16 protein-coding genes and 1 pseudogene are annotated in these 13347 nt (G+C 40.6%); 8 read left to right on the forward strand and 9 right to left on the reverse strand.

Annotated features, from left to right (window positions below; all coding sequences use genetic code 11):
* The 8 genes and pseudogenes from QZT26_RS12900 to nikR form a co-directional block, all read right to left on the reverse strand.
* Positions 1–241 (reverse strand): annotated as a pseudogene (locus QZT26_RS12900) (hypothetical protein); the annotation flags it as partial.
* A gap of 437 nt (positions 242–678) precedes the next feature.
* On the reverse strand, positions 679–1248 hold the full coding sequence (locus QZT26_RS12905; protein ID WP_099325809.1) for a hypothetical protein: 570 nt from the start codon (positions 1246–1248) through the stop codon (positions 679–681).
* A gap of 70 nt (positions 1249–1318) precedes the next feature.
* Positions 1319–2326 (reverse strand): hypothetical protein, encoded by a 1008-nt coding sequence (locus QZT26_RS12910; protein ID WP_099325808.1) that lies wholly within the window; start codon positions 2324–2326, stop codon positions 1319–1321.
* 80 nt (positions 2327–2406) lie between these two features.
* Positions 2407–3135 (reverse strand): ABC transporter ATP-binding protein, encoded by a 729-nt coding sequence (locus QZT26_RS12915; RefSeq protein ID WP_295102654.1) that lies wholly within the window; start codon positions 3133–3135, stop codon positions 2407–2409.
* Positions 3110–3829 (reverse strand): energy-coupling factor transporter transmembrane component T, encoded by a 720-nt coding sequence (locus QZT26_RS12920; protein WP_295102657.1) that lies wholly within the window; start codon positions 3827–3829, stop codon positions 3110–3112. Before QZT26_RS12920 ends, QZT26_RS12915 begins: the two co-directional genes overlap by 26 nt.
* Positions 3829–4149: a hypothetical protein gene (locus tag QZT26_RS12925; protein WP_295102660.1), complete on the reverse strand. Its 321-nt coding sequence runs from the start codon at positions 4147–4149 to the stop codon at positions 3829–3831. Before QZT26_RS12925 ends, QZT26_RS12920 begins: the two co-directional genes overlap by 1 nt.
* Positions 4150–4241: 92 nt before the next feature.
* Positions 4242–4847: a cobalt transporter CbiM gene (gene cbiM, locus QZT26_RS12930; protein WP_169703796.1), complete on the reverse strand. Its 606-nt coding sequence runs from the start codon at positions 4845–4847 to the stop codon at positions 4242–4244.
* A 191-nt stretch (positions 4848–5038) separates the two neighbouring features.
* Entirely contained in the window at positions 5039–5503 is a 465-nt protein-coding gene (nikR, locus tag QZT26_RS12935) for a nickel-responsive transcriptional regulator NikR (protein WP_320409743.1), read from the reverse strand.
* A 204-nt stretch (positions 5504–5707) separates the two neighbouring features.
* Between nikR and QZT26_RS12940 the strand changes: the two genes are divergently transcribed.
* The 8 genes from QZT26_RS12940 to QZT26_RS12975 all read left to right on the forward strand — a co-directional run bounded on the left by QZT26_RS12940 (position 5708) and on the right by QZT26_RS12975 (position 12605).
* Positions 5708–6523, forward strand: a complete 816-nt coding sequence (locus QZT26_RS12940; protein WP_169703798.1) for a site-2 protease family protein — start codon at positions 5708–5710, stop codon at positions 6521–6523.
* A 111-nt stretch (positions 6524–6634) separates the two neighbouring features.
* Positions 6635–7825: a DUF362 domain-containing protein gene (locus QZT26_RS12945; protein ID WP_099325802.1), complete on the forward strand. Its 1191-nt coding sequence runs from the start codon at positions 6635–6637 to the stop codon at positions 7823–7825.
* 151 nt (positions 7826–7976) lie between these two features.
* Complete coding sequence (gene mgtE, locus QZT26_RS12950; RefSeq protein ID WP_164994614.1) at positions 7977–9341, forward strand: magnesium transporter; 1365 nt, start codon at positions 7977–7979, stop codon at positions 9339–9341.
* Between the two features lie 224 nt (positions 9342–9565).
* A complete protein-coding gene (locus QZT26_RS12955; protein ID WP_099325800.1) occupies positions 9566–9859 on the forward strand; it encodes a hypothetical protein in 294 nt (97 codons plus the stop codon).
* Positions 9856–10656 carry a tetratricopeptide repeat protein gene (locus tag QZT26_RS12960; RefSeq protein ID WP_099325799.1) on the forward strand — a complete coding sequence of 267 codons (801 nt, stop codon included), beginning with the start codon at positions 9856–9858 and terminating at the stop codon, positions 10654–10656. The genes QZT26_RS12955 and QZT26_RS12960 overlap by 4 nt, the downstream gene beginning before the upstream one ends.
* A 71-nt stretch (positions 10657–10727) precedes the next feature.
* Positions 10728–11045 (forward strand): hypothetical protein, encoded by a 318-nt coding sequence (locus tag QZT26_RS12965; RefSeq protein WP_295102670.1) that lies wholly within the window; start codon positions 10728–10730, stop codon positions 11043–11045.
* A 72-nt stretch (positions 11046–11117) separates the two neighbouring features.
* Positions 11118–11720, forward strand: a complete 603-nt coding sequence (locus QZT26_RS12970; protein WP_099325797.1) for a hypothetical protein — start codon at positions 11118–11120, stop codon at positions 11718–11720.
* Positions 11721–11816: 96 nt separating this feature from the next.
* The gene (locus tag QZT26_RS12975; protein WP_164994613.1) at positions 11817–12605 is read left to right on the forward strand and encodes a hypothetical protein; all 789 of its coding nucleotides are present in this window, start codon (positions 11817–11819) and stop codon (positions 12603–12605) included.
* 310 nt (positions 12606–12915) lie between these two features.
* Here the strand turns inward: QZT26_RS12975 and QZT26_RS12980 are convergent, their stop codons facing one another.
* Entirely contained in the window at positions 12916–13170 is a 255-nt protein-coding gene (locus QZT26_RS12980) for a hypothetical protein (RefSeq protein WP_099325795.1), read from the reverse strand.
* Between the last annotated feature and the right edge of the window lie 177 nt (positions 13171–13347).

Below are 13347 nucleotides of genomic sequence, written 5' to 3' on the forward strand. Positions count from 1 at the left end.
GTACCCTCACAGCGACCTCACCCGTTACCTTCTGCGTCCTTGCATCCACAAACGTTACACTGTGCCCAGATTGATTCGATATAAATAACGTACTACCATCCGGCGACATCGTTATGTGAAACGGCCCAGGTAAATCCGTCTTTACATGCGTACCCTGTATATACCCCGCAGTCGCTACTCCGCCACTTATCGCTACCGCAGCTCCAAGCATCACCGCTCCTATCATTCCCTTTCGTATCATAATTCTTCGCTTACCTCCTTCAAAATTCATAACATCTGCTCAATCCTAACTCACGAAAATTTCTGCTTTTACACTTAAATGCGTCCGTACATTCACCCCCCTTCCGTAAAAAATTCTGCGCAAAATAATACACAACAAAACACTTTGTATGTAACAACACTTAGCAAGAAGTGCGCCATTTCGAAAAAAACAACACGACCACCACAACCAAAGAAAGCACAAGCTACTACTGTTAAATATGTTACGATTACAGCACAAAAAAGATGCAATTAGTACATGAGAACGCAGAAAGACTATAAATGGTCACGCATCGGTTTTTTTTCTTAAGACACAAAGTCGCATCTATCCTGCAAGGCTTGATATAAACAGTGACCAATTATGGGCACACGGTGTCATAAGACTGTCATGTTTTTCTAAAGCAAAGATGGTCGTTCAATTCATTTATACGCTACTTCCTCAATAATAATGCATGTTGATAATTCATCGTGAGCATAAGGGCAATTTGGAGCGCTATTTTCTGCCTGAAACCAGTATTTTTCATCATTTTTACAATGATAAAGCCTTAACTTGTTTTCTTTAAGCTGCATTGGCCATGCAATAAAGAACGGAAACAGTTCACGGCTTATTAACCCTAAAGATTCTTTTGCATTTTCCAGGGTTTCACATTCTTTAAGAGATATCGCATGCTGAAAAATATGTTCCATCATATAACGCCCCTCACCTTTATTTTCAGTTTGAACACCCTGTTGCGCAGCATCCATAATATTTTGCGCCAATACAGGAATATTTTGGATATCTTTCTCTATAAGTTTTTTGTAGAGAAGATCATATGATTCCAATAGCGACTGCAAATGCACTACTGTCGATCTTTTAATGGTTATAGGGGTATTACTCCAGTGGTCATGGCCTTCATGTGCAAATATGCATTTTTGATGAGACAGAAATGTACAACAAGCCCAAAAAAGTATTGCAATCATCTGCTTTTTCCATATTCGTGTTTTTAGCATAATTTTTCCTCCTTCTCTATAAATGGTTTAAGGTATTATTGACCAGAAAACCCTGCCAGGGTTGGCGTCCTTAAAAAGAATATGTCACGGTGAGAATTGCCCTATAGTGTTCAAGTCCTTCAGCGCCCTGTTGCTCCGATTCCCTGTTCAAATCCTTCCATACGGGAAATTTCAGAAGCCCTCCGATACTGATATTTTTCTTAAGAGAAACGCGAAAGCCAGGTGAAAGATACAGAATCGTTCCCCCGCTGTCATCTTCATCGTGATGGTGTTCGTCTTCATCTTTTGTCAGATGGAGGAAGTTTGATTCAGTAATAATATCTACCCTTTGGAAAAATCCCTGAGGATTTTCAAATATTTCATACCCTCCGGCCAGATTGAAACGGATCTCATTTCCAGGTTTACCGTCATCATGACGGGTAAAGGTGGTAAATGATGTCTCCCCGGTAAGAGTAAAGTGCTGAAAAAGCATTTTTGATGCGGAGAAACCTGTCATAAACGTTGGCGCGGCAAAACCTGTCTGCATGCCCATGTCAAACCTGTTGCCATTATTATCTTCGTTTGTAATATCACCGGTCTGAACAGTAAAACCCCCTAAAACCGACATTTTCAGATCATTAGTCGTGTAACTTTCTCCAATAGTATCTTCCGGGCCGTTATTATAAAAACCCCGAATCCCGTTTCTCTCGCCGTACTTAAAACCGTATTGTACTAAAAATCCAGCATCACCAAACCCCTTCGATGTGCCTAAGGAGTCTTGTTCTTTAATAGCATAAGGCATCACAAGATAGAGGGATAAATAGTCAGTAATGCCATAGCCGGCTAATGTGTTAAAGAAGGTAAAGTTTTCAATGTTTTCAGGGTCAGCATGGTTCTTTTGTTCAAAAGACGCAAATTCTATTTTTTCGTAAAGCAAAAATTTCCCTTTCCCGAGAGTCATAGGCGATGCAGTTTCAACAGGTGCGCCAGGGCCAAAGGCGGTAGAAACGCCTCCATGATGGGCATACACTTTTCCAGCGTTACTTGCGCAACAGAAAAAAAGTATAAGAATAAAACTGTAAAAAAAACGATTGTTCATCACAAGAACTCCTTTTAACAAAATAAAGGGAATTAAATAGCACACTTATTACCATCGTGCTACCATAATTAAAAAAATATTTATTCTTTTATCGGTATTGCCTCCATCCCGTACTTTTTTAAAATACCTTCATTATGTACCAACTCAACGGTAGTTTTGTCTGCAACAATCCTGCCTTTATCCATAAGAATGCACCGTTCGGTCAATTCCCCTATCAGGCGTAAATCATGTGAGGCCACCAGAAGAGCAATTCTTAATCCTTTCAGATAGGTTATTAATTTACGTCTATGGCGGTGGTCCAGGTCGTTTGCGGGTTCATCGAGGATTAACAAGTCGGGTTCCATTGCCATAGCTGCCGCCAGTGCAACCCTGCGCTTCTGCCCTCCCGATAAATGATGCGGCGGCCGTTCCCGAACATCATTTAATTCAAAATACGCCAGCCACTTTTCCACCGTGTCTGCCACCTGCTGCTTTGGCCAATACAAATTTTTCGGTCCAAATGCAATTTCCTCCCAGACGGAAGAACAAAAAAGCTGATCGTTTACCTGCTGAAAAGTAAGGGCGACATGCTTCCGAACTTCATTAATATTTTTGAGTCCGGTAAGCGGTTTGTCCAAAACACGAACTTCTCCCGAATGTGGTCTTAAAAGCCCGTTTAAGTGCCAAAAAAGGGTTGTTTTGCCAGCGCCACTAGGCCCGATCAGACCCACCTTTTCATGTTGGTGAACGGAAAATGATAATCCTGATATCGCCTGCACACCATTCGGATAAAGAAACGTGACGTTATAAACACTTACCACACAGGACATCGTAAATCACTCCGGTCCAAATTAAAAAAGCCATTAAAAACATCAGAGACAAAACAACATACGAGGGCGCTTCGTCTTTGTCTGTGCTGATAGTATATGTTCCGCAAAATCCGCGTGATTGCATTGCACGTTCAACATTTTCAGATTGCTCAAAACTAGACAAAAGCACACTGCCAATCCCCCCGGCAAGGTTTTGTAATTGCAGGGAACGCAACCCCTTTTTTGCACCGCGTGAAGACTGTGCGGCAAACGTCATTTTTATCCGTTCCCCCATAATAGGTAAAAAACGCGTGGTAAATGCAATGACATTTAACAAAATTGCCGGTATTCCCATTTTCTCTAAGGTTGACAAAATACGTTCAAATCCCACCCATTTAATCCAGATTACACTCCACAACCACATTGAAAACATTTTGACCATGAGGATTGGGGCAAGCGCTCTGCCCTCTTTTGTTAGCAAAAGGCTTACACCGGTGAGAAGGAAAAAAATCCAGACTCCTTTTGCATGGTATACAACAATGAATATGTTTCCAACTGTGAATACACCAAACAATAACACCATAAACAGGCAAACAACAAGAGTCGCAAAATTATTCAGCAAACCTATACCCGCCAGTACAAGCAAAATCAGTATCGTTCCTGTACGGGTAGAAGCTGGCGGTAATTTCCATTTTTGTAGTTTGCAAAATAGCATTATGTCCTTTTTTTAAATAAAAACCGTTGTATGGCATAACCGCTGCCAATAATGAACACGACTCCAATTGCCACGCGGATACTTAAAATGTCTAACAACCCCTTTGGGCGTTCTTTAAGAAATTCCTCCCATGTTATCATTGCACGATGACCTCCGGAATCATCTACAATGATTAAGTAAGGTATTGTCTCCAAATTCTCCGGCAACCTCCACATCCCCTTTTCATCCATTTTATCCTGAAGAATTATGACGCCATTTGCATCCACAAGAACAACCTCTGCTCCTGAGGCAGGTGTATGATCGCTGTAAGATGCATACAATGTTTTCTCCTTAGAAAAAAGAGAAAGTCCGTGTGCATATACCGCTAAAGGCACCGAAAAAAAGATACAAAAAAAAACGAATAAGAAAGCTTTCAATGTAAAATTCCTAATAACGAAGGTTTTACTTTTTGCAAAAAGTGTACCAGCCAATAACTGATAACGCCTTCAATAAGTATGACAGGAACATGTCCCCAAAAAACCAGTTTGGCAAGGGGAGCCAGCGCCGCATGGGTTGTAGAAAGCGCAACAAAGAGTAAAACGGACGAAATACATACAGCACCGCCACCCGCGAACGATCCTATCCATGGCCGTTTTTTCGCTGAAAACTGTTTCATCCAATGGCGTCCAAGCATGCCGATAATCGCGCCAGGCAACGCCATAACAGCAATATTTACCCCCAACACAGTCAATCCTCCAAAACCAAGGAACAAAGCCTGCAGCAAAAGACCTACCGTTATTACGGTTACAGCGCTCCATCCCAGTAAAAGTCCTGCAATACCATTGAGGACAAGATGCATACTGAAAGGTCCAAGGGGTATGTGGATTGTAGAACCTGCAAAAAAAACAGCGGCAATTACTCCGTATGCACCGACTTTGTCAGGTTTCAGGCTTTTTACCGACATCGCTAACGAAGGGGCTGCAACAGCCCATCCGGTAATGACAATGTAGGGAGAAAGTACTCCGTCGCTAATATGCAAAAATGTCTCCTCCGGTTACCAGTAGTACGTATAATATACTCGTGCTATTGCATAGCACAAAAAAAATAATATCACGAATATTCCGGGATGTTTTTTTGCAATGGCAGAAGGAAACCCGTTCTCATTGTATCCATGTTTGCCGCTATGCAAGCATAGTGCAGAAATCCGGGCTTGATTAGAAAAGGCCATATTTACAAAATCCCCTTTCCCGTAGTTGCCATGGATATGCCCCCGTGTTTAACACCTTTTGCCGATTTCAGTTTTCCGTATAATTCCTCTACCATTTGAGGCTTGCCTTTTATAACAATGATTTCAAGACAATTATCATGATCTAGATGGATATGCTGGGAAGAAAGGATAATACCATGATAGTCGTGCTGGATATCAATGAGCATGTTTACCAGTTCCCTTTTATGATGATCGTAAACAAGTGTGATAGAACCGGTAATCTCCTTGCCTTCCTGCCATTCTTCCATCACCAAATCACCGCGTATCAGATCACGTATTGCCTCCGAACGGTTGGTATATTTTTTCTTCTTTATGTGGGTATCAAATTTCTCAAGGAGTTCCTTTTCCAGAGAAACCCCGAATCTAACCAAAAAAGACATCATGCGCCTCAATATAAAATTATGCGTAACGCTCTGGTTTTTTGACATTAAACGATGTTACTAATCGGAAAATAGTATCACGATTCCAGAGGCAATGTCAATATTAACGTTTAATATAATTTACAAAACTTATTTAACATGTTAATGTAAAAAAGAACACATGAAGAAAACAGAGAAATGCTTAAAAAAAAGAGGGGTTTTTTACCGGGCAAGACTTTAAAAAAACATTGCGAAAGGGGAAAATAAAGGTAAATGACAAGAGAAGAACAGAAATCTTCACCTTTTTTCAAAAAGGTGCGAATCCATGTATTGCTTTTTATTGCCACTTTTCTGACAACGTATTACGTTAATGGAATATGGTATTCACTAGCTATTATGTCAATCCTACTTTCTCATGAATTAGGACATTTTTTTATGTGCAGAAAATACCATGTAGACGCCACCTTGCCCTATTTTCTACCCCTCCCACTGCCACCTTTTGGTACATTTGGAGCAGTCATAAAAATGAAAGGGCACATCCCCCACAAGCGGGCATTGTTTGATATTGGCGCGGCAGGTCCGCTTATGGGCCTGGTATTTGCCATTCCCGCCATTGTAGTAGGCCTTATCCTTTCAGACGTACGACCTGTGCCAGCCGATTCATCAAATTACCTGGGACTTGGGGAACCGGTACTCTTTTCATTTATCGCAAAGCTTCTATTTGGAACGCTGCCGGAAGGAATGGATATTTATCTTCATCCTCTTGCATTTGCAGGCTGGGCCGGATTATTCGTCACTGCGCTTAATCTTTTGCCAATCGGGCAGCTTGACGGAGGACATATTATGTACGCACTGCTGGGGAAAAAGAGTGACATCGTTTATCGTATAGGTATATTTATTTTTTGCGTAATCACCGTTTTTTTTTATAAGGGCTGGATTTTATTTGCCATACTCCTTCTGATTTTTGGATTTCGACATCCCTCGCCCGCAGATGAATATACGCCTCTCGATCCCAGGAGAAAGATGCTTGGCATTGCCCTTTTCATTATTTTTCTCCTGTCTTTTACCCCCGTGCCTCTTAAATTTTAGTACCCATCTGCTCATTTTTACTACTATCATGATATATGCTGTGGTATAGTATTACCCAGCAAAGACTTCTTTTGTAACGTAGATACAAGAAACATTTTACGAGGTTTACCCATGTCTATAGTATCAATTGCAAAATGTGACGATTATACCCTGGAAAAGGTTTACCATGCGATACATCGGTCTCTAAGCTTGCTTAATGGCACTGAAATGCTTGTACGACCAGGAAAAAAGGTACTGTTAAAACTTAACCTTCTTTCATCATCACAAACCCCGGAAAGAGCGGTAAATACCCACCCTGCAGTTGTCAGGGCGCTGGTGGATATATTTCAGAAAGATTTTGGGTGCGAGGTATATATTGGGGATTCATCAGGAAGCGTAAAAAACAGTTCCACGTTCAACGCCTTCCGGGTTACCCGTATCAACGAAATTGCGGAAAATACCGGCGCAAAGATTGTAAATTTTGATAAAGACAAATACATCGATGTTTACAACAAGGATTATGAAATCTTAGACAAATTCCGTATAGCCAGGACGTTGAGAGAGGTAGATTTTATTGTTTCCGTTCCTAAACTGAAAACGCACGGTTTAACGCAGTATACCGGAGCGATAAAAAACATGCTCGGCTCGATACCGGGCAATGGCAAAAAGAATGTCCATTTAATAGCGCCGAAACCAACCGTCTTTGCCAAGGCGTTGGTGGATATTTACCAAATGGCGCCGCCTCATCTCATCATAATGGATGCAATTGTAGGCATGGAAGGAAACGGCCCTAATGCGGGAAACCCAAAAAAGGTCGGTTTAATTATTTCCAGCAGGGACAGCGTCGCGCTGGATACGGTAGCCAGCAACATCATTGGTTTCGAACCTATGGCCGTACCGACTATCCGTTTTGCACATCAGCGCGGTTTGGGCATTGGCGAATTGCGCAATATTACTGTAGCAGGAGAATCCATTCAAAATGTAGCGGTGCATGATTTTAAAAAACCATCCAGCGGTGCACAGGACTTTGCGGGAAAGTATCTCCCCAATTTTCTTCTTGCGATGATGTTTGACAATACCTGTTCTACTTTTTCCACCGTAAACCATTCCAATTGTACAAGGTGTTATGAGTGTGTAAGAAATTGCCCTGCCGGCGCCATGTCAAAAGACACGGGAAAAGTAGAGGTCGACAAAAAGAAATGTATTGGTTGTTTTTGCTGTGATGAGGTATGCGATTTTCATGCAATAGAGATGAAACGCTCTCTGGTTGGCAGAGCGTTGCTGGGTATGGCGAAGGCTTTAGGAGTAGAAAAGGTAGAATAAATTCCTCCACTGTGCAAAAGAAAAAATAATGGTACGTTGAATGAAAATAGCATTGTTTTACCCCTGTGAAATTTTTTCAGGTCAATAGATTTATCAGACTGGAACCAATAAGGCAGAACGTTGCCAAAAAATTTTAATACCTTTGTAAAAAATGGAACTAAAGTGGGCAAATATTTTCCTTCCTGAAATCAAGGAACTTATCAGGACAAAAGACTTCAGCCGGCTGCGGGATTTTCTTCGCGAACGCCATCCCGCCGATATTGTCGACATTCTCGCCGGGCTGGAACCTGCAGAGAAGGTGGTAAGCTTCAGATTGCTTGACAAGAGCAAAAGTTCTGAAGTCTTTTCACTCTTTGATTCTTCCGAACAGGAAGCGCTCCTAAAGCAATTTACAGAACAACATGTAAGAACGCTTTTAATTGAAATGGAGCCGGACGACAGAACCCAGCTATTTGATGAACTCCCTGCAGACGTTGTGGAAAGACTCCTGAAATTACTCCCTCCCGCGGAAAGAAAGGAAGCAAACGAGCTTTTAAATTATCCCCCTAACTCCGCAGGCCGCATAATGACCCCTGAGTTCGTGGGGCTTCAAATGCATATGACCGTTGCACGGGCGCTTGAACATATACGGAAAACAGGTTTGAACCGTGAAATTATTTACATATGCTATATCGTTGATGAAACAAAAAAATTGCGGGGGGTTACCTCTCTCAAAAACATCATCCTTGCGAATCCAGACCAACTGATACAAGAGATAATGAATGAACATGTTTTATTTGTTCACACCACCGATGACCAGGAAAAAGCGGCAAAAGTGGTTCAGAAATACGATCTGCTTGCGGTACCGGTAGTCGATAACGAAAACAGGCTCGTTGGTATTGTGACGTTTGACGATGTGCTTGATGTTGTAGAAGAAGAAGCAACCGAGGATTTTAAAAAAATGGCTGGTATCCAGACTATCGAAGACGAATATTTCCGCGTTGGAGTATCAAAACGCGTGATTAACCGGATAGTTTGGCTCGCGATACTTGTCATCGCTGCAACCATTTCACAAACAATACTGAAGGGATACTCAGAAATCTTAAGCTCGATGATTGCAATTGCCTATTTCATCCCTATGCTAACGGGTTCAGGCGGCAATACTGGTTCCCAGTCATCTACCCTTGTGATCCGGGCGCTGGCTACGGGAGAGATAACTACCAGGGAATGGTGGAAAATTTTACTAAGGGAATTACGGGTAGGGGTTGTGCTTGGACTAATTTTAGGATTTATTGCTTTTTCCATTGCAGCAATATCCACAAAACAACCCGCACTAGCCGCAACGGTAGGAATTTCCTTATTTTCCGTAGTGAGTGCCGGGAACATCGTAGGAGTCTCTATCCCGCTGCTTTTCCGGCTGATAAAACTGGATCCGGCGTTTGTATCTGCACCATTAATTGCAACGATACTGGACGCAACGGGACTTATTATTTATTTCGAAATCGCCAGAAGGGTGCTTTTGATAACAACCCACTAACATTTTTTTCCCCAACAAACAGCATGGACAAAGCATTTGCCAGTTTGGGTATGAACGCATTTATGACAATTTATAGCAAATGCTTCGCCCATGCTTCCCTTAAAAAAATACCGCTAAAATCGCAAGGAACCCGTATAAACGAAGCTTGACTTTTTTTTTGACCGATGGTATCCTTTGATACTTTTATCATTGTGAATTATAGCAAACTTTGAACGGAGGCGCGATTGCCATATCAACGCAAATCTTCAAACGAAAATATCGTCTTGCTTGGCCTTGCATTTGACCACGAAGATAATCATAAAAGGATTACCACGGGAGAAAATTTTTATATCCTTGGCGGATCTGCCAAAACCCATGACAACCTTGCTGAAAAGGTAATGGCTTTTAATAAAACCGTTAAAACATACGGCAAAAAATTAGAAGACATTTCTAAAACTGAGTTTTATGAAATCGTTAAAAAAATTGACGATAAAAACAAAAAAATATTCTGGTTTTATCCCAGCCAAATAAACTTATGATACGAATTGCACCTCTTTTATTACTACTCAACCTGTTTTGTACCCTCCAAATTTTCGCAACAGAATTTTTTGATGATTTTGAGATACATTACAAGTTGGGAAACGAATACAATATGCAGGGAATGCTGGATGAGGCAATCTCGGAATACCATGCCGCAATAAAGATAAATCCAGGCTATGCAAATATTTACAATAACCTTGGGGTTGCGTATAGCAAAAAAAGGATGTTTGATAAAGAAATAGAGTCATACAAAACGGCAATTGACCTGAATGCTGAATTTGAGGATGCATATTTTAACCTGGCAATTGCATATGGCTCGAAAGGCATGGTAGATGAGGAAGTATCCACTTACCAAAAATTAATAAGCATCGATCCGTATAATTTAGAGGGTCTGTACAATTTAGGGCATGCTTACCGTAAAAAAGAGAAATTTGATGAATCAATTGCCGCATACAAAAAAGTAACGGAACTCTATCCTGATTATTTCAATGCGCAGTTCAATTTGGGTGTTGTCTATGGACAAAAAGGCATGTTAACCGAGGAAATTATTCAATACAAAAAAGCGTTGACATTAGCGCCAAACGACGCAAAGATTCACTTTAACCTTGGTATTGCTTACGGTGAAATGAAAATGGTTGAAGATCAAATACGCGAATTTAAAGAAGCCCTTGCTATAGATCCCTATTACATTAAAGCTTATAAAAATCTGGAATCTGCCTATCGGCAAAAAGGATTAATTGTAGAAGCAGATGAAGAACTATCAAAGTACAACAACCTGACCCGGACGGAGAGGTAAAAAAACATAGTCTTATTTTAGTTTTCAGGCAATAACGTAAACGCTGTAAAAATCAAAGGAGGAAGAAAAAAATGCTCAACAAGGTCAACGCGATGATCGACAAGGTAAATGGAGTTGTTTCTGAGAAATCAGAGAAGGTTATGACAAACAAAAAAGTAGAGGGGATGGTAAACGGTATTGGCGCAATGGTTACCTTCCTCGGTGCAATTGCTTTTGGTATAGTTTTCATCATGTGTACCGCAAGTTTAATGAAAACCGGAAAGAATTATGTCGTGAGGCCTACCGCTGATACGGCCGTAGAAGCAGGAGCAGAAGGAGTGGAAGATGCTGAATGGGGGCACGGTGAAGACGAAGAGGAAGAGGAAGAAGATGTGGATGAGGATGAATAAGACACGGCAGATGACCGGTATCATTTTTATTTAACGTTGCTTATAACGTTTTAAAAGTAAGTAGGATGGCATATGGTGAAAAAAATCTTTCTCGTAACGAATAGCATCTTTATTGTCCTTGCCCTCTGTTTTTTAGCACCAGCACAAGCAGTATCCTTACGTTTAGCGCCAGAACAGATACAGGAGGCAATCCAATACGGAAGGCAAAATAAAGAGGTTGATTTCGTTGCCTTTTCAAAAGAATGGACGGTATCCCTCGGAAAGGGAATAGGCTTTGCCACATTATTCACTCCTTACCACAATGTTGCTTACAAGGCAAAAAAGTTTGAAATAGAACATAAAAATCTTACCAACCGGGACATTTTGAATGCTTTAGAAATAGGAAATGCGCTTGTATTTACCGTAACTGTTTACGGGGACGCATTTAATTTCGCAGTATTTCAAACTGCAAAACTTTGTCAAAAAGATCTGGAAATCAGACCTATATATGAATTTAAACCAGATATTGCCGATGCCAGTGAATTTTGGCCAAATCCCCCGAGCCAAATGGCAAGAATGGTATTTAAATTCCCTGTTTACGATATTGATTTAAATATGCCAATAACATTGGTTGTTTTTGATCCGGAAGAAGAAAAAGAGGCATCATTCCCTTTCGATTTAGAAAAAATGAAATGAATTTTATATTCCTGCCACATATATCCTTACGATAACGTGATGCATAAACAAGATAAGCTCGTTACCTCCAAACTTAACCCATAGAAGGGGGCGATTATGGCAGAATTTGTCACGCTCTTTCTGGCAGCGATGGTATTTTTTACACTAACAGGATGTATTACTGTTGAGACAAAAACCAGCAAAGATACTGAGGCACATTTGGCGCAGATTGATCAAAAAATAAATACTTTCGAGAAACAATTTAAGGATTTAGATTATACTACTAAAAATGCGACGACACGCATTGAAATGCTTACACAAAAAAATATGAGCATGGATGCAAAATATTCGAATTTATCTGAAATGCTAACTACTATCAGAACCGACCTTGAATCAAAAAATAATTCCATGGAAACCACCCTTTCTTATCTCACAAACGATATAGAGACTATTGAAAAACATCTGGGTGAAATCGAGAAGGCAAACTCTGAGCTACGCAATCAGATTGCTATCCTGCAAAACCAACGTTTGATTAGCCAAAAAGAAGATACTACGTTTGCAAAAAAAGCAATTATACCACAAACAAAAGAAACACCTCTCGCAAACCGTGAATTGATTAAAGAGGAAAAAAATGAAGTAGAATTCCCTGAAAACGAGGAAGCACTGGAGATTCAAACAGATAAAAAACCTTTTGCGCGGGAAGAAATGAAAGAATTATCCGATGCGCAAAAAAAAGAAAGATTACAAACACTTTTAGATGACGCATTAGAACAATATCGGGAAGGAAACTACCAGGAGGCGATTGCGAGATGGGAAAAAGTGCTTGAACTGGAACCTGATAATCTGGAAGCAAAATTCAATATTGAAATTACAAAGGAAAAAATGAAATCGCTGTCCAAAAACTGATAGAAAAGGAAAGAATCCCCCCATTGGTTAACCCCAATACCTTCCTTTTTTTATGAAAATTGTTTTCCACGAAATACCACATTTTCAATTAAACCAAGCCTTCGGCAAATTTTTTACAACGCCCATGCAGGAGTGAACCATATGTTCATCCCTACCAACCCTCCCAGCACGATCCAATAGGAGATAAAAAACAGAAAATTATGCAGATATATGTTGTATTTGTTTTCTCCGCGCCCTCTGCAGTGAACTATTAAAAAATTTCAAGGGGTTAAGACCTTCTATTTTCGCATAAAAATGATACACGTTGAAGTTAACCCACAACATGGTCAGCGGCACGGCGTTCATCCAATTCCCAACTTGCATGTCTTGTAGCCTCAAGACTGTGAATGGAGAGTAGATCAGGTACCAACTTTTGCATTATTTCTTCAACCGATAGAATCAATGAAGCGTAACGGGATTTGGCCGATTCCTTTACCCTTGCTTTTAGACTTATCCACTGGAAGACAGAAAATGCAACAAGTCCAACCGTAGCAACAGCAGATATAACAGATGAATAATCAGACATAGAAACACCTAGCGCGGCCTTTGGCCGCAACCAAAAAGGTGATTTTTAGTTTATTATAAAGTATAGTAGTATCCTCGTAAATAGTAATCAGACAATTTGGAGGACACTACTTATAAATAAGTTGATGGAATTATATCGAGACAGGATCGTGGGTGCAATAAGCGGTCTGGACAGGAT

Source organism: uncultured Candidatus Kuenenia sp., assembly GCF_900696675.1.
Taxonomy (GTDB): Bacteria; Planctomycetota; Brocadiia; order Brocadiales; family Brocadiaceae; genus Kuenenia; species Kuenenia stuttgartiensis_A.